At 70.9% G+C, this 23,705-nt stretch carries 23 protein-coding genes; 14 read left to right on the top strand and 9 right to left on the bottom strand.

Going from position 1 to position 23,705, the window contains the following annotated elements; all coding sequences use genetic code 11:
• The gene (locus tag ACFY0U_RS08735) at positions 1-1,383 is read left to right on the top strand and encodes an ATP-binding protein (protein ID WP_388632261.1); all 1,383 of its coding nucleotides are present in this window, start codon (positions 1-3) and stop codon (positions 1,381-1,383) included.
• Here ACFY0U_RS08735 and ACFY0U_RS08730 read toward each other — a convergent pair.
• Positions 1,373-2,359: a TAXI family TRAP transporter solute-binding subunit gene (locus ACFY0U_RS08730; protein WP_388632258.1), complete on the bottom strand. Its 987-nt coding sequence runs from the start codon at positions 2,357-2,359 to the stop codon at positions 1,373-1,375. The genes ACFY0U_RS08735 and ACFY0U_RS08730 overlap by 11 nt on opposite strands.
• A gap of 253 nt (positions 2,360-2,612) precedes the next feature.
• Between ACFY0U_RS08730 and ACFY0U_RS08725 the strand changes: the two genes are divergently transcribed.
• A complete protein-coding gene (locus ACFY0U_RS08725) occupies positions 2,613-3,020 on the top strand; it encodes a MazG nucleotide pyrophosphohydrolase domain-containing protein (RefSeq protein WP_388632255.1) in 408 nt (135 codons plus the stop codon).
• 80 nt (positions 3,021-3,100) lie between these two features.
• Here the strand turns inward: ACFY0U_RS08725 and ACFY0U_RS08720 are convergent, their stop codons facing one another.
• Together ACFY0U_RS08720 and ACFY0U_RS08715 are read right to left on the bottom strand one after the other, a co-directional pair.
• Positions 3,101-4,318: a cation:proton antiporter gene (locus tag ACFY0U_RS08720; RefSeq protein WP_388632252.1), complete on the bottom strand. Its 1,218-nt coding sequence runs from the start codon at positions 4,316-4,318 to the stop codon at positions 3,101-3,103.
• A 4-nt stretch (positions 4,319-4,322) separates the two neighbouring features.
• The gene (locus ACFY0U_RS08715) at positions 4,323-4,808 is read right to left on the bottom strand and encodes a cation:proton antiporter regulatory subunit (protein ID WP_388632249.1); all 486 of its coding nucleotides are present in this window, start codon (positions 4,806-4,808) and stop codon (positions 4,323-4,325) included.
• An 84-nt stretch (positions 4,809-4,892) separates the two neighbouring features.
• Between ACFY0U_RS08715 and ACFY0U_RS08710 the strand changes: the two genes are divergently transcribed.
• Genes ACFY0U_RS08710 through ACFY0U_RS08690 form a run of 5 tightly spaced genes read left to right on the top strand, consistent with a single transcriptional unit; the run spans position 4,893 to position 9,239 of the window.
• The gene (locus ACFY0U_RS08710) at positions 4,893-5,927 is read left to right on the top strand and encodes a sensor histidine kinase (RefSeq protein ID WP_388632246.1); all 1,035 of its coding nucleotides are present in this window, start codon (positions 4,893-4,895) and stop codon (positions 5,925-5,927) included.
• Positions 5,924-6,583: a response regulator gene (locus tag ACFY0U_RS08705; protein WP_388632243.1), complete on the top strand. Its 660-nt coding sequence runs from the start codon at positions 5,924-5,926 to the stop codon at positions 6,581-6,583. The genes ACFY0U_RS08710 and ACFY0U_RS08705 overlap by 4 nt, the downstream gene beginning before the upstream one ends.
• A gap of 58 nt (positions 6,584-6,641) precedes the next feature.
• Positions 6,642-8,165, top strand: coding sequence for a tRNA (N6-isopentenyl adenosine(37)-C2)-methylthiotransferase MiaB (miaB, locus tag ACFY0U_RS08700; protein ID WP_388632240.1), 1,524 nt, complete (start codon positions 6,642-6,644; stop codon positions 8,163-8,165).
• A gap of 44 nt (positions 8,166-8,209) precedes the next feature.
• The gene (locus ACFY0U_RS08695; RefSeq protein WP_388632237.1) at positions 8,210-8,500 is read left to right on the top strand and encodes a hypothetical protein; all 291 of its coding nucleotides are present in this window, start codon (positions 8,210-8,212) and stop codon (positions 8,498-8,500) included.
• A 10-nt stretch (positions 8,501-8,510) separates the two neighbouring features.
• The gene (locus ACFY0U_RS08690) at positions 8,511-9,239 is read left to right on the top strand and encodes a class III extradiol dioxygenase subunit B-like domain-containing protein (protein WP_388632234.1); all 729 of its coding nucleotides are present in this window, start codon (positions 8,511-8,513) and stop codon (positions 9,237-9,239) included.
• A 118-nt stretch (positions 9,240-9,357) separates the two neighbouring features.
• Here the strand turns inward: ACFY0U_RS08690 and ACFY0U_RS08685 are convergent, their stop codons facing one another.
• Both ACFY0U_RS08685 and ACFY0U_RS08680 read right to left on the bottom strand, forming a co-directional pair.
• Positions 9,358-9,624, bottom strand: coding sequence for an antitoxin (locus tag ACFY0U_RS08685; protein WP_289916740.1), 267 nt, complete (start codon positions 9,622-9,624; stop codon positions 9,358-9,360).
• A 24-nt stretch (positions 9,625-9,648) separates the two neighbouring features.
• Positions 9,649-9,936, bottom strand: a complete 288-nt coding sequence (locus ACFY0U_RS08680; RefSeq protein ID WP_388632231.1) for a hypothetical protein — start codon at positions 9,934-9,936, stop codon at positions 9,649-9,651.
• A 183-nt stretch (positions 9,937-10,119) separates the two neighbouring features.
• Between ACFY0U_RS08680 and miaA the strand changes: the two genes are divergently transcribed.
• The 4 genes from miaA to ACFY0U_RS08660 all read left to right on the top strand — a co-directional run bounded on the left by miaA (position 10,120) and on the right by ACFY0U_RS08660 (position 15,098).
• Positions 10,120-11,058: a tRNA (adenosine(37)-N6)-dimethylallyltransferase MiaA gene (miaA, locus tag ACFY0U_RS08675; protein WP_388632228.1), complete on the top strand. Its 939-nt coding sequence runs from the start codon at positions 10,120-10,122 to the stop codon at positions 11,056-11,058.
• A gap of 108 nt (positions 11,059-11,166) precedes the next feature.
• Complete coding sequence (locus tag ACFY0U_RS08670; RefSeq protein ID WP_388632394.1) at positions 11,167-11,670, top strand: hypothetical protein; 504 nt, start codon at positions 11,167-11,169, stop codon at positions 11,668-11,670.
• A 152-nt stretch (positions 11,671-11,822) separates the two neighbouring features.
• Positions 11,823-12,692, top strand: coding sequence for a diaminopimelate epimerase (dapF, locus tag ACFY0U_RS08665; RefSeq protein ID WP_388632225.1), 870 nt, complete (start codon positions 11,823-11,825; stop codon positions 12,690-12,692).
• 288 nt (positions 12,693-12,980) lie between these two features.
• On the top strand, positions 12,981-15,098 hold the full coding sequence (locus ACFY0U_RS08660; protein ID WP_388632222.1) for a RelA/SpoT family protein: 2,118 nt from the start codon (positions 12,981-12,983) through the stop codon (positions 15,096-15,098).
• A 21-nt stretch (positions 15,099-15,119) separates the two neighbouring features.
• Here ACFY0U_RS08660 and ACFY0U_RS08655 read toward each other — a convergent pair whose 3' ends face one another.
• The gene (locus tag ACFY0U_RS08655) at positions 15,120-15,344 is read right to left on the bottom strand and encodes a hypothetical protein (protein ID WP_388632219.1); all 225 of its coding nucleotides are present in this window, start codon (positions 15,342-15,344) and stop codon (positions 15,120-15,122) included.
• On the bottom strand, positions 15,311-15,706 hold the full coding sequence (locus tag ACFY0U_RS08650; protein WP_388632216.1) for a hypothetical protein: 396 nt from the start codon (positions 15,704-15,706) through the stop codon (positions 15,311-15,313). The genes ACFY0U_RS08655 and ACFY0U_RS08650 overlap by 34 nt, the downstream gene beginning before the upstream one ends.
• Here ACFY0U_RS08650 and ACFY0U_RS08645 point away from each other — a divergent pair.
• Positions 15,705-17,174 carry a M1 family metallopeptidase gene (locus tag ACFY0U_RS08645; RefSeq protein ID WP_388632213.1) on the top strand — a complete coding sequence of 490 codons (1,470 nt, stop codon included), beginning with the start codon at positions 15,705-15,707 and terminating at the stop codon, positions 17,172-17,174. The genes ACFY0U_RS08650 and ACFY0U_RS08645 overlap by 2 nt on opposite strands.
• 146 nt (positions 17,175-17,320) lie before the next feature.
• Complete coding sequence (hflX, locus tag ACFY0U_RS08640) at positions 17,321-18,820, top strand: GTPase HflX (RefSeq protein WP_388632210.1); 1,500 nt, start codon at positions 17,321-17,323, stop codon at positions 18,818-18,820.
• A gap of 75 nt (positions 18,821-18,895) precedes the next feature.
• Here the strand turns inward: hflX and ACFY0U_RS08635 are convergent, their stop codons facing one another.
• Together ACFY0U_RS08635 and ACFY0U_RS08630 are read right to left on the bottom strand one after the other, a co-directional pair.
• Entirely contained in the window at positions 18,896-20,098 is a 1,203-nt protein-coding gene (locus ACFY0U_RS08635) for a trypsin-like serine peptidase (protein WP_388632207.1), read from the bottom strand.
• A gap of 164 nt (positions 20,099-20,262) precedes the next feature.
• Positions 20,263-21,483: a trypsin-like serine peptidase gene (locus ACFY0U_RS08630; protein ID WP_388632204.1), complete on the bottom strand. Its 1,221-nt coding sequence runs from the start codon at positions 21,481-21,483 to the stop codon at positions 20,263-20,265.
• A gap of 329 nt (positions 21,484-21,812) precedes the next feature.
• Here ACFY0U_RS08630 and ACFY0U_RS08625 point away from each other — a divergent pair, with 329 nt between their 5' ends.
• Positions 21,813-23,282 carry a diaminobutyrate--2-oxoglutarate transaminase family protein gene (locus tag ACFY0U_RS08625; RefSeq protein WP_388632201.1) on the top strand — a complete coding sequence of 490 codons (1,470 nt, stop codon included), beginning with the start codon at positions 21,813-21,815 and terminating at the stop codon, positions 23,280-23,282.
• The last annotated feature ends 423 nt before the right edge of the window (positions 23,283-23,705 follow it).

Genomic DNA, 23,705 nt, shown 5'->3' with positions numbered 1-23,705 from the left:
GTGCGCACACGACTCCTCCCGCTGCTCATCGTCCTGATGGCGGCCGTACTGCTGGCGCTCGGCATCCCGCTCGGCTTCAGCGTGGCCGCGGCCCAGCAGCAGAAAGTGGTCGTCGACCGGATCGACGACACCGCGCACTTCGCGGCCCTCGCCCAGTACGTCACCGGCGAGGGCGGCGAGCGCCAGAAGACGCTCCAGAGCGAACTCGACAGCTACTACGAGGTCTACCGCATCCGCGTCGGCGTCTTCTACCAGAACAAGAGCATCATGGCCAACGCTCCCATGACCTTGTTCATCCCCGAGGAGGGCGAGGTACGGACGGCGTTCGACGAGGCGCTGCTCAGCCGGCGCAGCGAGGATCCGCCGCAGGTCTTTCCCTGGCAGCAGGGGCGGCTCGTGGTCGCCTCCCCGGTCATCCGGGACGGTGACGTCATCGCGGTCGTCGTCACCGACTCGCCCACGGGGGAGATGCGTTCGCGCATTCTGCACGGCTGGCTGGTCATCGGCGCGGGCCTGATGGCGGCGATGCTGGTGGCCGTCGGTGCCGCCCTGCGGCTGACCGGATGGGTGCTCAGGCCGGTGCGCGTCCTCGACGCCACCACGCACGCGATCGCGAGCGGGCGCCTGAAGTCGAGGGTCGCGGCCGCCGGCGGGCCGCCGGAACTCCAGCGCCTGGCCCGGTCGTTCAACGAGATGGCGGACAACGTCGAGGACGTCCTGGAGCAGCAGCGCGCCTTCGTCGCCGACGCCTCCCACCAGCTGCGCAACCCCCTCGCCGCGCTGCTGCTGCGTATCGAACTGCTCTCCTTCGAACTCCCGGAGGGCAACAAGGAGATCGCCTCGGTCCAGACGGAGGGCAAGCGTCTCGCGCAGGTCCTGGACGACCTGCTCGACCTGGCCCTGGCCGAGCACACGGACGCGCATCTGCGCATCACCGACATCGGCGCGCTGGCCGCCGAACGGGTGGCGGCCTGGGCGCCGACCGCCGAGGCCAAGGGCGTACGCCTGGTGGGCGACTGCCCGCCCACCACCGGCTGGGCCGACCCGGTCACCCTGTCCAGCGCGCTGGACGCGGTCATCGACAATGCCGTCAAGTTCACGCCCGAGGACGAGTGCGTCGAGGTGACGGTCTTCTCCAACGGCGAGACGGCGACCGTCGTCGTCACCGACAACGGCCCCGGTCTGACCGCCGACGAACTCGCCCGCATCGGCGACCGCTTCTGGCGCAGCAACCGCCACCAGAACATCAAGGGCTCAGGGCTTGGTCTGTCCATCTCGCGGACCTTGCTGCAAGCGGGCGGCGGCACGATCTCGTACGCCCCTCACGAACCGCACGGCCTGAAGGTGACGGTGACGGTGCCCCGCAGCGCTTCTACGGCTTGACGGAGCGGTAGTAGCGCTGTGCGCCCTCGTGCAGCGGCAGGGGCGAGGTGTAGATCGCGGTGCGCAGGTCGACCAGCTGCGCGGAGTGCACCTTGCCGCCGATGTAGTCCCGGCTGCGGATCACGGTCCGGGTCAGCCACTCGGTCAGCCGCGGGTCCAGGTCCTCGCGGGTGATCAGCAGGTTGGAGACGGCGATCGTCGGCACGGCGTAGGCGTCCTGGCCGTCGTAGGCCGCCTCCGGGATGTTGGTGGGCCGGTAGTAGCGGTTGGCGGCGCTCTGGCTGTGGAGCTTGGCGACGAAGTCGGCCTTGATCGGCACGAACTTGAAGGACGACGTCTCGGCGAGCGCCTTCAGTCCGTTCGTCGGCAGTCCGCCGGACCAGAAGAACGCGTCAATGGTGTGCCCGAGCTGGTCGACGTCCTTGATGCCGTACGGGAACGGCTTGATGTCCTCGGCCGGGTTGATGCCCTCCGCGTTGAGCACCCGGTCGGCGATCAGCCGCACGCCCGATGTCTCCGGCCCTATGGCGACCCGCTTGTGCTTCAGGTCGGCCAGGGTCTTGATGTCCGAGTTCCGCGGGACGATGAGTTGAACGTAGTCGTCGTACAGGCGTGCGACGCCGCGCAGCCGGGCGGCCTCGATCGGGTGCTCGATCGCGAACGACTCGACCGCGTCCGCCGCGGCGATGGCGAAGTCGGCCTCGCCGGTCGCCACGCGCGTGACGTTGTCCTGTGACCCGTCGCTCGTCTCCAGCTTCACATTGAGGTCGGGCATGTCCTTGGCGAACTCGTCGCTCAGGTCCTGGCCGTACTCCTCGTACACCCCGCCGCGTGAGCCCGTGCTGAAGGTGATCGACCCGCCCGGCGGCTCCTCGCCCGGCAGCAGCCACCACAGCAGCAGCCCGAAGACCACGAAACCGGCGGCCGCACCTTGCAGCGCCCGGCTCCTGCTCATACGGGGGAACACCTTGGACATGCGCGCGATCCTGCCAGCAGGGACGCGGTGCTGACCAGGGCGGGGGTCACAGGGGCGGCTGTGCGGGGTGTCGAGCGGGAACGTGGGGGTGGGGGCTGCGGGGGGTGGCGGGTAATGGCGGGCGTCGGTTCGGAGCCGGGAGCTGGAGCTGGGGGCTGGCGATCGGCACGGGCGGGCGGTGCGGTCAGCACGGGCGGGCGGTGGGGTCGGTGGAGCCCGTCGGGCTGTCAGTGGTGATCGATAGAGTCGCCGTATGAGTTCATCGCCCGCCGACCTGGTCCGTCAGTTCCACCTCGCCTTCGGGCTGGACGCCCGGAGTACGCCGACCGAGGTGTCGCCGGCGCTGGCCGCCCACCGCGGCGAGCTGCTCGCGGAGGAAGCCGCTGAGGTCGCCGAGGTGGCCGTCGAGGGTCCGCTCGACCGGCTCGCGCACGAACTCGCCGACGTGGTCTACGTCGCCTACGGCACGGCCCTCGTCCACGGCATCGATCTCGACGCGGTGATCGCCGAGATCCACCGCTCCAACATGACCAAGCTGGGACCCGACGGCCATGTGGCCCGCCGGGCCGACGGCAAGGTGCTCAAGGGGGAGCACTACGAGGCACCGGACGTGTCGGGGGTGCTGCGGAGGCAGGGGTGGGCTCCGGACGGGGTTGCCTGAGACGGCGGAGGCTTGTCGGACGGATGGGCTGAGGCCAGGCGCCCGACATGGGGCTGATGCCATGCACCCGACGCCGCCCCTCAGTCCGGCACCGATGCCTCCGTCACCGTCGACGCGTCCTCCCGAGCCGTCCGGCGCTCGCCGGAACGACGGGTCCACCAGGACGCCAGCGGCTCGGTGTAGCGCGCGGTCAGCGGGCCCAGGACGACCAGGATCAGGACGTACGCCGTGGCCAGCGGGCCCAGCGACGGTTCGATGCCGGCGCTCACCGCGAGGCCCGCGATGACGATCGAGAACTCACCGCGGGCGACCAGCGCGCCGCCTGTACGCCAGCGGCCCTTGACGGATATCCCGGCGCGCCGGGCGGCCCAGTAGCCCGTGGCGATCTTCGTCGCCGCGGTGAGCACGGCCAGCGCCAGGGCGGGCAGCAGTACGGGCGGGATGCTCGCCGGGTCGGTGTGCAGCCCGAAGAAGACGAAGAACACGGCGGCGAACAGGTCCCGCAGCGGGCTCAGCAGCGTGTGCGCCCCCTCCGCGACCTCCCCGGACAGCGCGATGCCGACCAGGAAGGCGCCGACCGCCGCCGACACCTGAAGCTGCTGGGCCACGCCCGCGACCAGGATGGTCAGCCCCAGCACCACCAACAGCAGCTTCTCCGGGTCGTCGCTCGACACGAACCGCGAGATCAGCCGCCCGTAACGCACCGCCACGAACAGCACGAGACCCGCCGCGCCCAGCGCGATCGCCAGCGTCACGCTCCCGGCCAGCAGTCCGGCTCCGGCCACCAGCGCGGTGACGATGGGCAGGTACACCGCCATCGCCAGATCCTCCAGGACCAGCACGCTGAGGATCACCGGCGTCTCCCGGTTGCCCACCCGGCCCAGATCGCCGAGCACCTTCGCGATGACGCCGGACGACGAGATCCAGGTGACGCCCGCGAGGACCACGGCGGCCACCGGCCCCCAGCCCAGCAGCAGCGCGGCGAGCGCGCCCGGTACGGCGTTCAGCGCACAGTCGACGAGCCCGGACGGATAGTGCGCCTTGAGGTTGGTGACGAGGTCGCCCGCCGAGTACTCCAGGCCGAGCATCAACAGCAGCAGGATGACGCCGATCTCGGCACCGATGGAGACGAACTCCTCGCTCGCGCCCAGGGGCAGCAGACCGCCCTCTCCGAAGGCGAGACCGGCGAGAAGGTAGAGCGGGATGGGCGAGAGCCGGAACCTGGCGGCGAACCGGCCGAGCAGGCCGAGGCCGAGAATGATGGAACCGAACTCGATGAGCAGGACCGCGGAGTGCACCCGTTCACTCCCGCCCGAGTATCGCCGCGGCGGCGTCGACGCCCTCACGCGTACCGACGACGATCAGCGTGTCCCCGCCCACCAGCCGGAAGTCCGGCGCCGGCGAGGGAATCGCCTCGGCCCGCCGCAGCACCGCCACGATGGAGGCGCCCGTGTCCGTGCGCATCCGGGTCTCGCCCAGCACCCGCCCGTTCCAGCGCGAGGTCGCGGCCACCTCGATCCGCTCGGCGACCAGCCCCAGATCCGTGGTGTACAGCAGGCTCGCGCTGTGGTGGGACGGCATCAGCGCGTCGATCAGCGAGCCCGCCTCCGCACCGGTCAGCCGCAGCGACTGGGCACAGGAGTCGGGGTCGTCGGCCCGGTACACGCTCACCGTCCGGGCACCGTCGCGGTGCGCCACCACGGACAGATGGCGGTGTTCCCGCGTCACGAGGTCGTACTGGACCCCGATCCCTGGCAGAGGCGTCGCCCTCAGGCGCGGTGCAGACACGTTTCTCCCCTTGTGCTGAGCCTATGTACTAAGCGTGATCGTGGGTGCCGTCCGCATGCTGCCATCGGCCCGTACCGTGGCGATATGGGTGTTGCCACGGATATGCGCGACCGGCGCCGGGCGGCGAAGCTGGTCACGGAAGGGCCATGCGACGGGGGCGAGGAGGGCGAGAGCGCGCACGTGTCACTGTTCTGGCGGATCTTCTCGCTCAACGCCGCCGGCCTGGTCGTGGCCGCCGCGCTGCTGTTGGGCCCGGTCACCGTGTCGACCCCGATTCGGCAGGCGGAGGCACTGGTCGTCCTCGCAGGCCTCGCCCTGCTGCTGGTCGCCAACGCCCTGGTCCTGCGGGTCGGCCTCGCCCCGCTCAAGCGGCTCGGCCGGGCCATGTCCACCGCCGACCTGCTGCGGCCCGGGGCCCGCGCGGACGTCGCCGGTCCCGCCGAAGCGGCCGAGCTCATCACGACGTACAACACGATGCTCGACCGGCTGGAGGCCGAGCGCGCCGCCGGGGCGGCCCGTGCCCTGTCCGCGCAGGAGCGGGAGCGCCACCGCATCGCGCGGGAGCTGCACGACGAGGTCGGCCAGACCCTGACCGCGGTCCTCCTCCAGCTCAAGCGGGTCGCCGACCGGGCTCCCGAGGGGCTGCGCGAGGACCTGGGCCAGGCCCAGGAGGCCACGCGCGCGGGGCTCGACGAGATCCGTTTCATCGCCCGTCGGCTGCGCCCCGGTGTCCTGGAGGAACTCGGCCTGGCCAGCGCCCTGCGCTCGCTCGCCGGTGAGTTCAGCGCCCATGGTCTGACCGTGCGCCACCACGTCCCCGGCGGACTGCCGCCCCTGACCGAAGAGTCGGAACTCGTGCTCTACCGGGTGGCCCAGGAGGGCCTCACCAACACCGCCCGGCACGCCGCCGCCGACCACGCCGAGGTCCGCCTCCGGCAGATCGACGGCGGTGTCGAACTGCTCGTCCGCGACAACGGCAGGGGCCTGGGCGAGGCCACGGAAGGGGCGGGGATACGGGGCATGCGGGAGCGGGCGCTGCTGATAGGAGCGGAGCTCACGGTCGGCGGGGCGCCCGGGGGCGGCACGGACGTACGGCTGCGCGTGGGAGGACACCGATGACCCCGCGCACCCCTGTTCGGGTTCTGCTCGCCGACGACCACACCCTCGTACGACGCGGAGTCCGCCTCATCCTCGACGGCGAGGACGACCTGACCGTCGTCGCCGAGGCCGGTGACGGGGCGGAGGCCGTGGAACTGGCACGCGCGCGTGACGTCGATCTGGCCGTCCTGGACATCGCCATGCCCCGGATGACCGGCCTCCAGGCGGCCCGCGAACTCTCCCGCCGCCTGCCCGACCTGCGCATCCTCATCCTGACGATGTACGACAACGAGCAGTACTTCTTCGAGGCCCTCAAGGCCGGGGCCAGCGGCTACGTCCTCAAGTCCGTCGCCGACCGCGATCTGGTCGAGGCGTGCCGCGCGGCCGTCCGCGACCGGCCGTTCGTCTACCCGGGCGCCGAACGCGCCCTTGTCCGCTCCTATCTGGACCGCCTCCACCGCGGCGACTCCCTGCCCGAGCGGGCCGTCACCGAACGCGAGGAGGAGATCCTCAAGCTCGTCGCCGAGGGGCACACGTCCAAGGAGATCGGCGAGATGCTCTTCATCAGCGCGAAGACGGTCGAACGCCACCGCGCGAACCTGCTCCAGAAGCTGGGCATGAGGGATCGCCTGGAACTCACGCGGTACGCGATAAGGGCCGGGCTGATCGAGCCCTGAGACCCCGGTTGTCCACAGGGCGACCGAAGCCGCTTCCGGCACCGCCTACCCTTGTCACATGAGCAGCATCGACCGGAGCCAGGCAGTGGACGTCTCCTCTTCCAAGACCTACGAAGTGCGCACCTACGGGTGCCAGATGAACGTCCACGATTCCGAGCGATTGTCCGGGCTGCTCGAAGACGCCGGTTACGTGAAGGCGCCGGAGGGTTCCGACGGCGACGCGGACGTCGTCGTCTTCAACACCTGCGCGGTGCGCGAGAACGCCGACAACAGGCTGTACGGCAACCTCGGCCGCCTCGCCCCCATGAAGACCAAGCGCCCCGGGATGCAGATCGCGGTCGGCGGCTGTCTGGCGCAGAAGGACCGCGACACCATCGTGAAGAAGGCGCCCTGGGTGGACGTCGTCTTCGGCACGCACAACATCGGCAAGCTGCCCGTCCTGCTGGAGCGCGCGCGTGTCCAGGAAGAGGCGCAGGTCGAGATCGCCGAGTCCCTCGAGGCGTTCCCGTCCACGCTGCCCACCCGGCGCGAGAGCGCCTACGCGGCGTGGGTGTCGATCTCCGTCGGCTGCAACAACACCTGCACCTTCTGCATCGTCCCGGCGCTGCGCGGCAAGGAGAAGGACCGCCGTACCGGCGACATCCTCGCCGAGATCGAGGCCCTGGTCGGCGAGGGCGTCTCCGAGATCACGCTGCTCGGGCAGAACGTCAACGCGTACGGCTCCGACATCGGCGACCGCGAGGCGTTCAGCAAGCTGCTGCGGGCCTGCGGGAAGATCGAGGGCCTGGAGCGCGTGCGCTTCACGTCCCCGCACCCGCGCGACTTCACCGACGACGTGATCGCGGCCATGGCCGAGACGCCGAACGTGATGCCGCAGCTCCACATGCCGATGCAGTCCGGCTCGGACACGATCCTGAAGGCGATGCGCCGCTCGTACCGGCAGGAGCGTTTCCTCGGGATCATCGAGAAGGTGCGCGCCGCCATGCCGGACGCCGCGATCTCGACCGACATCATCGTGGGCTTCCCCGGCGAGACCGAGGAGGACTTCGAGCAGACCATGCACGCGGTCCGCGAGGCCCGCTTCACGAACGCCTTCACCTTCCAGTACTCCAAGCGCCCCGGAACGCCCGCGGCGACCATGGACGGGCAGGTCCCCAAGGAGGTCGTCCAGGCGCGCTACGAGCGTCTCGTCGCCCTCCAGGAGGAGATCTCCTGGGAGGAGAACAAGAAGCAGGTGGGCCGCACGCTGGACCTCATGGTCGCCGAGGGCGAGGGCCGCAAGGACGGCACCACCCACCGCCTCTCCGGCCGTGCCCCCGACAACCGCCTGGTCCACTTCACCAAGCCGGACGCCGAGGTCCGCCCCGGCGACGTCGTCACGGTCGAGATCACCTACGCCGCCCCGCACCACCTCCTCGCCGAGGGCGAGGTCCTCAAGGTCCGCCGCACGCGCGCGGGCGACGCCTGGGAGAAGCGCAACGCCGCCGAGGCGGCGAAGCCGGCGGGCGTGCTGCTGGGGCTGCCGAAGATCGGCGTACCGGAACCGCTGCCGGCCATGACGGGTGGCTGCGCGGTCGACTGAGCGCACGCCATACTCGTCGTCCGACGAGGGACGGGGGGCGGGACATGCCGCGCTGGGTGGTCGTGGTGCAGGCCGGCTACGGGGAGTCGTACAGCCTCGACGAGGTGGAGCACATCGAGGACACCCGCGACCGGGCTCGCGCGAGGCTGTACGAGATCGCCTGCACCCACCGGCCCCGGTCCGGGCTGCGGCAGAAGAGCCGTCAGGTCTACCGGATCGGCGACGGCGACGCGTACTTCGCCACCATCGAAGGCAGGATCTCCAAGCATCACGTGCTGTACCGCCTGGCCGAACTGGCGTGGAGCACCGATACCGAGCCGAACCCCTGGCAGTAGGCTGCCGATCATGCTTGTCGCCGCCGCCGTCTGCCCCTGTCCGCCGCTCCTCGTGCCCGAGGTCGCCGCGGGCGCCGCGCCCGAGCTGGACGCGGCCAGGACGGCGTGCACGGACGCGCTCGGGGTGCTGGCCGCCGCCCGGCCCGATCTGCTGGTGGTCCTCGGACCGGCCGAGCAGGGCGTGGGCGGTAGGTATCCGGAGGGCGCGGCGGGTTCCTTCCGCGGCTTCGGTGTGGAGCTCGATGTCAGGCTGGGCGTGGAGAAGGCCTCAGCTGCGTCGGGCACGGGCGACGGGCGCGCGCTTCCGCCCTCCCTCGCCGTGGCCGCGTGGTTGCTGGAACGCACCGGTTGGGCGGACGCCCCGATCGAGGGACTCGGCGTGGCGGAACCGCTGGCCGCCGAGCGGTGTATCGAAGTCGGAAGGGAAATCGCCGCGCGGGCCGAGCGCGTGGCGCTGCTGGTGATGGGCGACGCCAGCGCCTGTCGCACGCTCAAGTCACCCGGCTACCTCGACGAGCGCGCGGCGCCCTTCGACGCGGAGGTCGCGCGTGCGCTGGGGGCGGCGGACGTGGCGGCCCTCGAAGCGCTGGACCCGGAGCTGGCGCACGAGCTCAAGGTGTCCGGACGGGCCCCCTGGCAGGTCCTCGCGGGCGCGGCCCAAGGGGCGGGCCTCGACGGCCGGCTGCTGTACGACGAGGCGCCGTACGGTGTGGGGTATGTGGTCGCGACCTGGTCGTGACCGGTCTCGTCGTGGCCGCCTCGTCGTGACCGGCCTGGCCGTGAGGCCGGTGCGGAGCGTGTGAAACGGCGGACGGCCGCCAGGCGTCATGCCCCGCGGCCGTCCGTCGGTGTGCCGTTCAGGAAGCGGGCGGCGGTGCGGACGGGGGCGTGGTCGTGCCGCCGCCCATGCCGTCGTCCTTGTGTGCGAGTCGGTCCATGGCGTCCTTGGCCTTGCCCGTGCCCGTCTGGATCTTGTCGCTGTACTTGCCCTTGGTCTTCTCGTCGACGACCTTCGCGGCCTTGTCGAGACCGTGCTGGATCTTGTCCCCGTGCTGTTGCGCGAGGCCGGATACCTTGTCCTTGGCCGGGCTGAGTTTGGCTTTCAAATTGTCCAGGAGACCCATCGTTCACCTTCCCGCGCGGGGCAGTTACGTGCGGGCGCCCTCGCCGGCCTCGCTGTCGGCCGCCTCCTCGGCGGACTGCTGCTTGGGAATGTCGACGTCTTCGGTGGCACCGGCCTCGACGGCCTCCGTCGCCGTCGGCTCCGCCGTGTCCGCGGCGTCGGTCCCGGCCGTGGTCTCCGCCTCGGCCGACTCCTTCGCCTCCACCGCCTTCTCCGCTTCGGGTTCGGCCGTCGGTGTGGCGACCCCTGCCTCGGCGGTTGACGCCTCCTCCGCAGCCTTTGACCTCCGGAGAAGTCGTGCGAAAACGCCCATATCCACTCCATACGTTACTCGTGCGGGGGAAATCCCGCGGTGCCCGGTGCGTCCGTTTGCGTCACCCCGGGATGCCGCCTCTCGAAACCGGCGGTGAAAACCTCGCAACAGGCAACGACCCCGCACGCGTGCCGTCACGTAACTCGTTCGAGGCCATGCCCCGACGTTTGCGAGACTGGGGCAGTGAGCAGCGCACCCCCCGCCCCCCGCGTCATCGCCGTCGTCGGACCGACCGCGGCCGGAAAGTCCGATCTGGGCGTCTTCCTGGCCCAGCGACTCGGCGGCGAGGTCGTCAACGCCGACTCCATGCAGCTCTACCGAGGGATGGACATCGGCACCGCCAAACTGACGCCCGAGGAGCGCGACGACGTCCCGCACCACCTCCTGGACATCTGGGACGTGACCGTCACGGCCTCCGTCGCCGAGTACCAGCGACTCGCGCGGGAGCGCATCGACGCGCTGCTCGCCGAGGGACGCTGGCCGATCCTGGTCGGCGGCTCCGGCCTGTACATCCGCGGCGCCGTCGACAACCTCGAGTTCCCCGGTACCGACCCCGAGGTCAGGGCCCGACTCGAGGAGGAGCTCACGCTCCGCGGCTCCGGCGCGCTGCACGCCCGCCTGGCCGCCGCCGACCCCGAGGCCGGCCACGCGATCCTGCCCAGCAACGGCCGCCGTATCGTCCGGGCCCTGGAGGTGATCGAGATCACCGGCAAGCCCTTCACCGCCAACCTCCCCGGCCACGACTCGGTCTACGACACCCTCCAGATCGGTGTCGACGTCGCCCGCCCCGAACTCGACGAGCGCATCGCGCGCCGCGTCGACCGGATGTGGGACGCGGGCCTGGTGGACGAGGTGCGGGAGCTGGAGGCGCACGGGTTGCGCGAGGGGCGTACGGCCTCGCGCGCGCTCGGGTACCAGCAGGTGCTCGCGGCGCTCGCCGGGGAGTGCACGATCGAGGAAGCGCGGGACGAGACCGTCCGTGCCACGAAGCGCTTCGCGCGCCGTCAGGATTCATGGTTCAGGCGCGACCCGAGGGTGCACTGGTTGAGTGGGGCTGCGGCGGATCTCACAGAACTTCCGCAGCTGGCGCTGGCGTTGGTCGAACGACCGGTCACAGCCTGATCACGTCCTGGCATCGGGACGCTCAGGCCGTCATCCGGCCCTCCGGCGCCGTGCCATCATCGAGCTTCGATCGACCAAGTGGAGTCCGAGTTGGGAGGGCGCGTGGCGATGGAGGCCGGCCCTCGCGACACCGCACAAGGCACCGAGCCCCTCACCGCAGACAGCGGTGAACCGGAGCAGGACGCGGACCGTCTGAGCCCCGACGGGCCCGACGACACCCAGGGCGGTGTGACCGCCGACGGTCCCGAGCCCGAGGAGATGTTCGCGGGCGGCCCGGAGGTCGAGGTCGAGCTGCGCCCGCGGCGCCGGATGCGTATCTGGCAGCTCGCGCCCATCGTCGCCCTGGCCGCGGTCGGCTCCCTGATGTTCGCCTTCCCGCTGGCCTTCGACTTCGGCGACAGCGGGGCCGTGATCGCCATGCTGGGCCTGCTGATCTGCTCCTGCGCGGCGGGGTGGGGCATGATGGCCGCCCGCCGGGTCGGTCACACGTGGCCCGGGCTGCCGCAGCGAGGCTCCGGGCGGCGTCCCGACTGGCGTGTGGTGCTGCTCTACGTCGTGGTCGTGGCCGCCGTGATCGCGCTGGCCGTGTTCCGCGTGGCCCGGCTGCGCTGACGTTCACGCGCGCGTGGCGTGACGTACGACCACGTGCGCATGGAGGAGTCGTAGGGCCACGCACGCGTGGAGGCGTCGTACAGCCACGTCGCGTGGTGACGTCGTACGGCCGTCCGTGACCCGGTGTCGTACCCACCCCGTACGATCGAGGAATGAGCACGCGGATCGCCTTCCTCAAGGGTCACGGCACCGAGAACGACTTCGTGATCGTCCCGGACCCCGAGAACGCCATCGACCTGCCCCCGGCCGCCGTCGCCGCCCTGTGCGACCGCCGTGCCGGTATCGGCGGTGACGGACTGCTGCACGTGGTGCGATCCGCCGCCCACCCGGAGGCGCGGGACATGGCCGCCGAGGCGGAGTGGTTCATGGACTACCGCAACGGCGACGGTTCCGTCGCGGAGATGTGCGGCAACGGCGTACGCGTCTTCGCGCGTTACCTCCAGCACGCCGGGCACATCACCGAGGGCGACCTGACCGTGGCCACGCGCGGGGGCGTGAAGACCGTGCACCTCGCGAAGAACGGTGACGTCACCGTCGGCATGGGCACGGCCCGGCTCCCCGAAGGGGACGTCACCGTGAGCGTCGGCGAGCGCAGCTGGCCCGCGCGGAACGTGAACATGGGCAACCCGCACGCCGTGGCCTTCGTGGACGACCTCGCCCACGCGGGCACCCTGTACGACGCGCCGCCCTTCAGCCCGGCCGCCGCCTACCCGGACGGGGTCAATGTGGAGTTCGTCGTCGACCGCGGCCCCCGGCACGTCGCCCTGCGTGTGCATGAGCGCGGCTCCGGTGAGACCCGGTCCTGCGGCACGGGCGCGTGCGCCGTCGCCGTGGCCACCGCCCGCAGGGACGGGGCCGACCCGGCCGTGACCGGGACCCCGGTGACGTACACCGTCGATGTGCCCGGCGGCACCCTCGTGATCACCGAGCGGCCGGACGGTGAGATCGAGATGACGGGTCCCGCGGTGATCGTCGCCGAGGGCGAGATCGAACCGGAATGGCTGGAAAACGCGGTCCGCTGAGGGCGCGAATCATGGGGTCGGGCGACCGCGGTCGCTGGAATCCGCAGCCTCAGGCATCCGGAGCGGTTCGAAACGACGGACCGTCGCAGGTCAGGTGGCGCGAAATCGTAAACCTCGGAACAGTCGCTCGAATGGGTGATCCGTTTCACGCTCGACGAGAGGCGGTCAGCCGCGCGTGTTGGGCTCGGTAGCATCAAGCACCGGCCCGGACGGGGGACTGATGCCATCCCCTGAGCCGTGTCCGCCATGGGGCACCCCGTCCGCCGGTCCACGCAGCCGGAGGTGCCCATGAGTGCGGAGGCCACGAACCCCGCGACCCCAGGTCCGGTAACAGGACCTGCGGCGCGCTGGCGGGCGCGGATCGACCTGCGCCGTCTGGGCCGCGCCGCCCTGCTCGGCCCGGCCGCCCGCGACCGGCTGCCCGACGCCATCGGCCACGTTGCGGAGGCCCACCGCGCCCACCACCCCGACGCCGACCTCGAAGCGCTGCGGCGTGCCTACGTCCTGGCCGAGTCCTCCCACCGCGGCCAGATGCGCAAGAGCGGTGAGCCGTACATCACACACCCGCTCGCGGTGACCCTGATCCTCGCCGAACTCGGCGCCGAGACCACGACGTTGACGGCGTCTCTGCTCCACGACACCGTCGAGGACACCGACGTGACGCTCGATCAGGTCCGCGAGCAGTTCGGCGAGGAAGTCCGCTTCCTGGTCGACGGAGTGACGAAGCTGGAGAAGGTCGACTACGGCGCCGCCGCCGAGCCCGAGACCTTCCGCAAGATGCTCGTCGCCACCGGCAACGACGTCCGTGTGATGTCGATCAAACTCGCCGACCGGCTGCACAACATGCGCACCCTCGGCGTGATGCGCCCCGAGAAACAGGCACGCATCGCCAAGGTCACCCGGGACGTCCTCATCCCGCTCGCCGAACGGCTCGGTGTCCAGGCGCTCAAGACCGAACTGGAAGACCTGGTCTTCGCGATCCTGCACCCCGAGGAGTACGAGCACACCCGGGAACTGATCGTCGACAACGCCTCCCGCGCGGACGACCCCCTCGCGGAGATCGCCGACGAGGTGCGCGGTGTCCTGCGCGATGCGGACATCCAGGCCGAAGTCGTCATCCGGCCCCGGCACTTCGTCTCCGTGCACCGCGTCGCCCGCAAGCGCGGCCGGCTGCGCGGCTCCGACTTCGGCCGGCTGCTGGTGCTGGTCAACGAGGACGCCGACTGTTATGGCGTGCTCGGCGAGCTGCACACCTGTCTGACGCCCGTCGTCTCGGAGTTCAAGGACTTCATCGCCGTACCGAAGTTCAACCTGTACCAGTCGCTGCACACCGCGGTCGCCCGCGGCGACGGGCAGGTCGCCGAGGTCCTCATCCGCACCCACCAGATGCACAAGGTCGCCGAGGCCGGCGTCGTCGCGCTCGCCAATCCCTACGCTCCTCCGTCGGAGGAGTCCGTCGACGGCGAGCGTGAGGACCCCACACGTCCCGGCTGGCTCTCCCGCCTCCTCGACTGGCAGGAGGCCGCACCCGACCCCGACACCTTCTGGTCCACCCTGCGCGAGGACCTCGCCCAGGACCGCGAGATCACCGTCTTCCGGCCCGACGGCGGCACGCTCGGCCTCCCCGAGGGCGCGACCTGTGTGGACGCCGCCTACGCGCAGTACGGCGAGGACGCGCACGCGTGCATCGGCGCCCGCGTCAACGGCCGGCTGGCGACGCTCAGCACCGTTCTGCGGGACGGCGACACCGTCCAGCTCCTCATGGGCCAGGACCCGGCCTCCGAGCCCTCCAGGGAGTGGCTGGAGCACGCGCACACGCCCGCCGCGCGGATCGCCATCCAGCGGTGGATCGCGACGCATCCCTCGCAGGAGGAGCCGCACGAGGTCGAGGAGCGCGAGCCGGCCCCGCGGTCCGTCGCCGAAGCGCCGGTCGCGGACGGTCCCGCCGCCCGCCCGGGCAGCGCCGACGTCCTCGTCGACCTGCCCGGTGCGACCGTACGGCTGGCCGGCTGCTGCACACCCGTACCGCCCGACGACATCACCGGCTTCGCCGTGCGCGGGGGAGTGGTCACCGTGCACCGCGTCGGATGCGCCGCGGTGGCGCGTATGAAGGACACGGGGCGCACGGAGATCGATGTGCGCTGGGGCGACACCACCGAGTGCCGGGTGACCCTGTTCGCCGAATCGTTCGGCCGCCCCCATCTGCTCGCCGACCTCACCGAGGCCATGGCCCTCGAAGGCGCCGAGATCGTCTCGGCGACCGTCGAACCCCCCACCCAGCAGCGCGTCCGCCACACCTACACGGTCCAGCTCCCGGACGCGGCCCTGCTGCCCGCGCTCATGCGGGCGATGCGGAACGTCCCGGGTGTGTACGACGTGAGCAGGGCGCAGACGACGGGCGTGTGACCGGCTCGTCCTGCCGCACCGCTACGCGAAGGCCGTCTCGGCGAAGGAACAGCCGCCGCGCTCGGCGTGGCCCAGGACCAGACGGGGCGAGAGCCGGGGCGGCTGCCGGACGTACTGGCGGAAACCGGGGGCGCGGAACCTGAGGTCGAACGCGTGCCCTTCCAGGTGCCAGAGCGGCACATCGGACCACCCGGGCCGCTCGTCCTGAGGCGTCAGCCGGTGCAGCGCGTCGATCTCCAGGTCCACGCCCAGCCCCTGAAGTCGAGATCCCCTTCGAGGTCCCAGACATCGTCGAAGACGAGCGTCGCCGGCGCGATCCAGAAACCGAAGTGCGTCTCCGGCGGAACCGGATGAACCCAGCGGGTGATGTAGTCGAGATCGAACAGCAGACGCGGCAGCACGTCATCGGTTCGCTGTACGTACATGCCGTGCACGGTGACGTCGTGCCACCCCATCCGTTCGAAATCGGTGTGGCTCCAGACCGCCTTCGTGAGTCCGGACTCCTCGTGCACGTCCATGCCCGCATCCAACCAGGCCGTTACCCGTTCGGGTGGGCCGGGCGCGAGTCGTCGCCGTACGGCACGCGCGCGCTGGTAGCCGTGGTGCATGCTGCTCACCCCCCACGCCAGGAGCCCTCGCCGGCCCAAGGCGGCCGCGCTGCTCGCCTCCGCCGTCACCGTCTGTCTCGTCGCCGCGAGCGCGCCCGCCGCCCCGCTGGGCGTCGGCGACCGCCTCTTCCCGCACCTGGGCAACCCCGGGTACGACGTGGCGTCGTACGACCTCGCCTTCACCTATCCCGGCTCCAACAGCAAGCCCCTCCAGGCCGTCACCACCATCGACGCCTGGACGACCACCGAACTGGACCGCATTAACCTCGACTTCGCCCACGGCAAGGTCGAATCGGTCGAGGTGGACGGCGCGCCCGCCGCGTTCACCGGCGCCGGCGAGGATCTGGTGGTCACGCCCGAGGAAGCGCTGCCCGACGGCAGTTGGATGCGGATCACGGTGAAGCACACCAGCGACCCCGTGTCCGCGGAGAACCGTGACGGCGGCTGGGTGCGGACCAAGGACGGGCTCGCCATGGCCAACCAGGCCGACGCCGCCCATCTGGTGTTCCCGTGCAACGACCACCCCTCCGACAAGGCGATGTTCACGATCCGGGTCACCGCGCCCAACGGCTACACCGCCGTCGCCAACGGCTTGCCGGCCGGCGTGGACCGGGTCGCCGGGGAGACCACGTGGACGTACCGGACCCAGCACCCCATGGCGACCGAGCTCGCCCAGGTGTCCATCGGCCGCTCCACCGTGCTGCACCGCACCGGCCCGCACGGACTGCCGATCCGCGACGTCGTGCCCACCGAGCACCGCGGGGCGCTCGAACCCTGGCTGGAGAAGACCCCCGACCAGATCTCCTGGATGGAGGGCAAGGTCGGCCGCTACCCCTTCGAGACGTACGGCCTGCTCATGGCCGACGCCGACACCGGCTTCGAACTCGAGACGCAGACCCTCTCTCTCTTCGAGAGAGACCTGTTCACCGAGCCCGCCTACCCCAAGTGGTACGTCGAGTCGATCATGGTGCACGAGCTGGCGCACCAGTGGTTCGGCGACAGCGTCAGCCCCCGCACCTGGTCCGATCTGTGGCTCAACGAGGGACACGCCACCTGGTACGAGGCCCTGTACGCCGAGGAGACGGCCGACAAGCCCATGGCGACGCGGATGAAGGCCGCGTACGGGGCCTCCGACCGCTGGCGCGCCGCGGGCGGACCACCGGCCGCGCCCAAGGCTCCGAACCCCGGCCAGAAGATCAGCATCTTCCGTCCCAACGTCTACGACGGCGCCGCGCTGGTCCTCTACGCCCTGCGTGAGGAGATCGGCCGGCCGGCCTTCGAGGACCTGGAGCGGGCCTGGGTGAGCCGGCACGAGGACGGCGTCGCCACGACCGCCGACTTCGTCGCGCTCGCCGGGGAGATCTCGGGCCGCGACCTGGGCGGCTTCTTCCAGGACTGGCTCTACGGCGAGAAGACCCCGCCGATGCCGGGCCACCCGGAATGGAAGTCGGTGGCGCCGGTCAAATAACACGGTGACGAGACGCCCCGTGCCGTGCGACCATCTTCGGGTCGGCGCGGCACGGGACGCGGGAATCTCCCGGGGTACTCGTGCGTTGACCACAGTGAATGCCGTGGGCCTCGCCGAATCGGCATCCCCAACGACGTAAGGACCCAATGACCTCCTCTTCATCTTCTTCCCAGGACTCGCAGCGCTTCGCGCACACACACCCCGAAGGTCTTCGGGCCGATGCCCTGATGGAAGAGGACGTCGCCTGGAGCCACGAGATCGACGGAGAGCGGGACGGCGACCAGTTCGACCGCTCCGAGCGCGCGGCCCTGCGCCGCGTGGCAGGCCTCTCCACCGAGCTCGAGGACGTCACCGAGGTCGAGTACCGTCAGCTCCGCCTGGAGCGGGTCGTGCTCGTCGGCGTCTGGACCTCGGGGACCGCACAGGACGCGGACAACTCCCTCGCGGAGCTCGCCGCCCTCGCGGAGACCGCGGGCGCGCTCGTGCTCGACGGCGTGATCCAGCGCCGCGACAAGCCCGACGCGGCCACCTACATCGGATCCGGCAAGGCCACCGAGCTCAGGGACATCGTCCTGGAGACCGGCGCCGACACTGTCATCTGCGACGGTGAGCTCAGCCCGGGCCAGCTCATCCACCTCGAAGACGTCGTCAAGGTCAAGGTCATCGACCGTACGGCCCTGATCCTCGACATCTTCGCCCAGCACGCCAAGTCCCGAGAGGGCAAGGCGCAGGTCGCGCTCGCGCAGATGCAGTACATGCTGCCGCGACTGCGCGGCTGGGGTCAGTCGCTGTCCCGTCAGATGGGCGGCGGCAAGGGCGGCGGTCTCGCCACCCGTGGTCCCGGTGAGACCAAGATCGAGACGGACCGGCGACGGATCCGCGAGAAGATGGCGAAGATGCGCCGGGAGATCGCGGAGATGAAGACCGGCCGCGAGATCAAGCGCCAGGAACGCAAGCGCAACAAGGTGCCGTCCGTGGCCATCGCGGGCTACACCAACGCCGGCAAGTCCTCGCTGCTCAACCGCCTCACGGGCGCGGGCGTGCTGGTCGAGAACGCCCTGTTCGCGACCCTCGACCCGACCGTGCGCCGGGCCGAGACCCCGAGCGGACGGCTGTACACGCTGGCGGACACCGTCGGCTTCGTACGCCACCTGCCGCACCACCTGGTCGAGGCGTTCCGCTCCACCATGGAGGAGGTCGGCGAGTCCGACCTGATCCTGCACGTGGTGGACGGCTCGCACCCGAACCCGGAGGAGCAGCTGGCCGCCGTGCGCGAGGTGATCACGGACGTGGGAGCCACCCGCGTGCCCGAGATCGTCGTGATCAACAAGGCCGACGCGGCGGACCCGCTGACGCTCCAGCGGCTGATGCGGATCGAGAAGCGCTCCATCGCGGTCTCGGCCCGTACCGGCCAGGGCATCGCGGAACTGCTCGCGCTGATCGACAACGAACTGCCGCGACCGTCGGTCGAGATCGAGGCGCTCGTGCCGTACACGCTCGGCAAGCTCGTCGCCCGCGCCCACTCCGAGGGCGAGGTGATCTCCGAGGAGCACACCCCGGAGGGCACCCTGCTCAAGGTGCGGGTGCACGAGGAGCTGGCGGCGGATCTCGCGCCGTATGTGCCGGTGCCGGTGTCGGTCGCCTGACGGCGGTAGCTTTTCGAGGAACGCGGCGAAGGCCCGCCCCCTGTCGGCAGGGAGCGGGCCTTCGTCATGCCGGCGTCACCGGCCGCCGTACGTCTTGCTCATGCTCTGGTAGATCGCCTCGGCCTCCTGGCCCAGCTGTGGACCGGCCAGCCAGGTGTTGTCGGCCGGGCCGATCGACGTGTTCGAGACCAGCTTGGTCTCGCCGTCCACCACGCGGAACCATCCGCCGCCGGACGAACCGCCGGTCATCGTGCAGCCGATGCGGTACATCGTCGGCAGCGTGGTGCTGAGCGAGAGCCGGCCCGGCTGGTCGATGCACTTGAACATCTTCAGACCGTTGTACGGCGCCGCCTGCGGGTAGCCCCAGGCGCCCATCGTGGCGACCTCGGTCGCGGACGGGGCGGAGAAGTCCACGTCCAGCGCGGCCCCGACCGTCTCCTCCAGCGACTTGGCGCCGGACTCCGGCTTCACATGCAGCACCGAGTAGTCGTACGCGGCACCGGCGCCGCCGGTCTCCGAGCCGCCCGCGATCCACTCGTTCGAGGTCGACGCCCAGTCCGCCCACCACTGCCCGTACGGCGCGATCTCGGAGGCGTCGGAATTCGTCAGCTGCGCCTCGGACTTGCCGTAGTCGTTGTAGGCCGGGACGAACATGATGTTGCGGTACCAGCCGCCGCCGTCGCCCGCGTGCACGCAGTGGCCTGCCGTCCACACCAGGTTCGACTTGCCCGGATGGTTCACGTCCTTGATGACGGTGCCCGAGCAGACGGCCGCGCCCTCGGGAGTGTCGAAGAAGATCTTGCCGACCGGGGCCGCGTTCTCGTGGTACGGCGTCTTCTCGGCCGAGGCCTCGACGGGTACCGGGTCCGGGTCGCTGACGCCCGCGTCGGCCGCCGCGTCCTTCGTCGAGTACGTCTTGTTGGCCTCCTTCGCGGACTTCATCCGCTCCGGCTTCCAGAGGCCCTCGATCACCGGGTTGACGAAGTCCTTGGCCTCACTGAGCCACTTGTCCTTGTCCCAGTCCTTCCAGGCGCCGTCCTTCCACTGGTCGACGTCGATGCCGTGCTCCTTGAGCTTGTCGGCGAGGTCGGCGGGGATCTGGACCTTGTCAGTGCCGCTGTCGGCGGCCTGGGACGTGGTGGCGTCCGGCTTGTCGCTCGCCGTGTCCGAGCCTTCGCAGGCGGTCGCGGTCAGCGCCAGGGCGGCGGCGAGGCCGGTGACGGCCAGAGCGGTGCGTCGCCCGCGACTCGGCGTCGCGGACGTACGTGTGGAACGCATGGTGCGGTAACCCCCGTTGGAACGTTCGTGTCATGTGCTTGTCAGTGCAGGACGTCCGTCCGTGGGGACGTCTCTCTGCGTGACACCCCACTATGCCCGTGGAGTTGAGGGCGAACGGCGGTGAGCTGGTGAAGGTTTCCCGGTCCACCTCACCGCCGTGAGCGCTACTGACCGGCGAACTTCTCGCTGACCGAGTCGTACACGCCCTTGGCCACCTCACCCAGCCGCGGTCCGGCCAGCCAGCCCGCGGTCACCGGGCCGATCGAGGTGTTGGACACCAACGCCGGCCTGCCGTCCGAACCGGTCGCGACCCAGCCGCCACCGGACGAACCGCCCGTCATGGTGCAGCCGATGCGGTACATCGTCGGGTCCGACGCGTTGAGCGACAGCCGTCCCGGCTTGTCCTCGCACTGGTACATCGTCTCGCCGTCGAACGGTGCCGCCGCCGGGTATCCGGTCGCCGTCATGTTCTGGATCTTCGTCGCGGCCGGAGCCTTGAAGTCCACCGGCAGAGCCGAACCGACCGTCTCCTCCAGGGACTTGCCCGTGCCGCCCTCCTCCGGGGTCACATGAATGACCGCGAAGTCGTACGAGGCACCGTCGCCGCCCGTCGTACCGCCCTGCTCGATCCACTGGTCCGAGGTCTGCGCCCAGTCACCCCACCAGACGCCGTACGGAGCGACCTCCTCCCGGGAGGCACTCTCCAACTCGGCGGTGGCCAGGCCCTTGTCGTTGTACGACGGCACGAACGCGATGTTGCGGTACCAGCCGCCGCTCTTGCCCGCGTGGACACAGTGGCCCGCCGTCCACACCATGTTGGACTTGCCGGGGTTGGCCGGGTCCTGCACGACCGTTGCCGAGCAGACCATCTGTCCTTCGGGGGAGTCGAAGAACACCTTGCCCGCCTCGGGGACACTGTCGTGATACGTAGGCGACACGGCCTTCGCGTCCACCGGCGCCGGCTCCGGGTCGGTCACTCCCTGGTCACCGTCGAGGTCGCTGTCGTCGACCTCCTGGTCCGGCTCCTCGGCCTCCCGCATCCGGTCCTGGTCCCACAGGCCCTCGATGATCGGGTTGATGTAGTCCTCGGCCTCGCGCAGCCAGTCGTCCTTGCTCCAGTCCTTCCAGGCGCCGTCCTTCCACTTGTCGACGTCGATCCCGTGCTCCTTGAGCCGGTCCTTGATGTCGTCAGGGATGGTGATCTTCCCGTCGTCCGACGTGGCGGACGCGGAGGACGCGCCCCCTGCCTCGGCGTCACCCGAGTCGCAGGCGGTCGCGGTGAGCGCGAGCGCCGAGGCGAGAGCGACGGCGGCCAGCACGGGGGAGGTTCTGCGGCGCGCCCCCCTTTCCCGGCGGACGGTGGACAACGGCCGTATGGATCGCATGATCTGACTCCCCCTGAGGTGAACGAACTAGGCGCTGCGGCCGTGACACCCACATCGACACCCCGGCGGCTCTGGTCCGTCCGGTGCCGATCTCCTGTGCGCGCACGGCCTCTTGGAACGGCAACACACACTATGCGCTCGCTGTGGGGGACTCCCCACGGAACGGCAACGGTTCCGTCACGGCAAGGATCTTGAGGCAACCCGTAACCGGGTGAACCGTCCGGGGTTGGTAGCCGTGGGGGCCTGCTGTCCGTGTGCGGTCCCCTGTGCCCGTGGTGCGACTTCGGCTCGCCCGTGGGCGTGGGACGACGGCGGGAGGACAGCGAGACGTGGCCGAGTCTTCGTACGGCGGGTGCGTGTCCGAGGGGAGCCCGCGCCGACAGTCGGCACGCGAGTCGGCGGCGCGCACCTACGCGCGGGCCCTGCCGATCGTGCCCGTGCGGGCGCGCGGACTCACCATCGAGGGCGCGGACGGCCGCCGGTACCTGGACTGTCTCTCCGGCGCGGGGACCTTGGCCCTCGGGCACAACCATCCCGTGGTGCTGGAGGCCATCCGCAAGGTCCTCGACTCGGGCGCGCCCCTGCACGCCCTCGACCTGGCCACCCCCGTCGAGGACGCCTTCGTCACCGAGCTGTTCCGCACCCTGCCGCCCGGTCTCGCCGACCACGCGCGTGTGCAGTTCTGCGGACCGGGTGGCACGGATGCGGTGGAGGCGGCTTTCAGGCTCGTGCGGGCAGCGACCGGGCGCACCGGCATTCTGGCGTTCACCAGCGCCCGCCACGGCACGGCCGTCACGGCCCCCGACGCGTCCGAGGAGGCGGCGGACGTCCGCGTCACGCGGCTGCCCTATCCGCAGGACTACCGCTGTCCGTTCGGTGTCGGCGGCCCTCACGGCGCCGAACTCGCCGCCCGTTGTGCCGAGTCCCTCCTCGACGACAGCGAGCCGGGGGTCCCGGGGCCTGCCGCGATGATCGTCGAACCCGTGCAGAGCGAGAGCGGAGTCATCCCCGCGCCGGACGCCTGGATGCGACGGATGCGGCAGATCACGGCGGCCCGCTCCATCCCCCTCGTCGCCGACGAGGTCCACACGGGCGTCGGCCGCACCGGGGCCTTCTGGGCGGTGGAGCACAGCGGCATCACCCCCGACGTGATGATCCTCTCCAAAGCCATCGGAGGCAGCCTGCCGCTGGCCGTCCTCGTCTACCGCGACGACCTCGCCCCCTGCGAACGCGGCGCCCCCACCGACACGTTCCGCGGCAACCAACTCGCCCTGGCCGCGGGCACCGCCACGCTCACGTACGTCCGCGAGAACGGGCTCGCCGAGCGCGCGTCGGTGCTGGGGGCGCGCATGCTGCGTCGGCTTCGGGACCTGGGGCTGCGGTTCTCGTGTGTGGGGGAGGTGCGGGGGCGGGGGTTGATGCTCGGGGTTGAGTTGGTGGATCCCGAGGTGGGTTCCGGTCGGGCTGACGCTGCGGATGCCGTGCGGTACGGGGCTGCCGAGCGTGCGGCTGCCGATCCCCGCCCCGCCGCTCCTGAACTCGCCGCCGCGGTCCAGCGGGAGTGCCTGCGGCGCGGCCTCATCGTCGAACTCGGCGGCCCCCACGCGAGCGTCGTACGCCTCCTCCCACCCCTGACCATCAGCGACGAGCAGGCGGACGCGGTGCTCGACCGACTGTCCGACGCGGTGGAGGCAGCGGCTCGCGGCCACACCCCTCACGGCCCGACGGACCCGTCGGGTCAGGCACACCAGCGTCATGGCGATCACTCCGCACGCCTGGAACAGCCCATCGGCCGATGACACGGATTGCCCGAACGCCCGTACGCGCAGCACGACGTGAACCAGCCCCGACCCACAGCTCCAACTCCGGGACGACATCGCACCCCCCACTCGACTCACACCAACCGAGACGCCCCAGACCGACGCCCTCCCACACCCCGACACGACCCCGGCCCGCTCTCACGACCCAGAACCCGCCCCCGAGGAACAGCCTTGAACAGCGCCCCCGCAGCCGACCGCTCCTCCACCACGGTGACTCCCCGGCAGTCCGAGCCCGACTCCGAGTCCGAGCCCGGACCGACCGTCGCGGCCCCTCGCCCACAGGAGCGGGTTCCGGAACAGGGACGAGGCCCCCAGGAAGGGAGGATCTCCAGACGGGGTGACAGCCCAGGCCAGGAACGGGTTCCGGGACAGGTTTCTGTCCAGGGCGGGGTCCCCGCGCCG

The organism is Streptomyces sp. NPDC001536, from assembly GCF_042894505.1.
In the GTDB taxonomy this organism is placed as follows: domain Bacteria; phylum Actinomycetota; class Actinomycetes; order Streptomycetales; family Streptomycetaceae; genus Streptomyces.
The sequence above is the reverse complement of the archived record's forward strand: the minus strand, read 5'-3'. Positions and strand labels throughout refer to the sequence as shown.

Bases quoted from the DNA above. Each gene is read 5' to 3' on its own strand.
- ACFY0U_RS08730 (WP_388632258.1), bottom strand. From the start codon at position 2,359: ATGTCCAAGGTGTTCCCCCGTATGAGCAGGAGCCGGGCGCTGCAAGGT.
- ACFY0U_RS08725 (WP_388632255.1), top strand. From the start codon at position 2,613: ATGAGTTCATCGCCCGCCGACCTGGTCCGTCAGTTCCACCTCGCCTTC.
- ACFY0U_RS08710 (WP_388632246.1), top strand. From the start codon at position 4,893: ATGGGTGTTGCCACGGATATGCGCGACCGGCGCCGGGCGGCGAAGCTG.
- ACFY0U_RS08705 (WP_388632243.1), top strand. From the start codon at position 5,924: ATGACCCCGCGCACCCCTGTTCGGGTTCTGCTCGCCGACGACCACACC.
- miaB (WP_388632240.1), top strand. From the start codon at position 6,642: ATGAGCAGCATCGACCGGAGCCAGGCAGTGGACGTCTCCTCTTCCAAG.
- ACFY0U_RS08695 (WP_388632237.1), top strand. From the start codon at position 8,210: ATGCCGCGCTGGGTGGTCGTGGTGCAGGCCGGCTACGGGGAGTCGTAC.
- ACFY0U_RS08690 (WP_388632234.1), top strand. From the start codon at position 8,511: ATGCTTGTCGCCGCCGCCGTCTGCCCCTGTCCGCCGCTCCTCGTGCCC.
- ACFY0U_RS08685 (WP_289916740.1), bottom strand. From the start codon at position 9,624: ATGGGTCTCCTGGACAATTTGAAAGCCAAACTCAGCCCGGCCAAGGAC.
- ACFY0U_RS08680 (WP_388632231.1), bottom strand. From the start codon at position 9,936: ATGGGCGTTTTCGCACGACTTCTCCGGAGGTCAAAGGCTGCGGAGGAG.
- ACFY0U_RS08670 (WP_388632394.1), top strand. From the start codon at position 11,167: ATGGAGGCCGGCCCTCGCGACACCGCACAAGGCACCGAGCCCCTCACC.
- dapF (WP_388632225.1), top strand. From the start codon at position 11,823: ATGAGCACGCGGATCGCCTTCCTCAAGGGTCACGGCACCGAGAACGAC.
- ACFY0U_RS08660 (WP_388632222.1), top strand. From the start codon at position 12,981: ATGAGTGCGGAGGCCACGAACCCCGCGACCCCAGGTCCGGTAACAGGA.
- ACFY0U_RS08645 (WP_388632213.1), top strand. From the start codon at position 15,705: ATGCTGCTCACCCCCCACGCCAGGAGCCCTCGCCGGCCCAAGGCGGCC.
- ACFY0U_RS08650 (WP_388632216.1), bottom strand. From the start codon at position 15,706: ATGCACCACGGCTACCAGCGCGCGCGTGCCGTACGGCGACGACTCGCG.
- hflX (WP_388632210.1), top strand. From the start codon at position 17,321: ATGACCTCCTCTTCATCTTCTTCCCAGGACTCGCAGCGCTTCGCGCAC.
- ACFY0U_RS08635 (WP_388632207.1), bottom strand. From the start codon at position 20,098: ATGCGTTCCACACGTACGTCCGCGACGCCGAGTCGCGGGCGACGCACC.
- ACFY0U_RS08630 (WP_388632204.1), bottom strand. From the start codon at position 21,483: ATGCGATCCATACGGCCGTTGTCCACCGTCCGCCGGGAAAGGGGGGCG.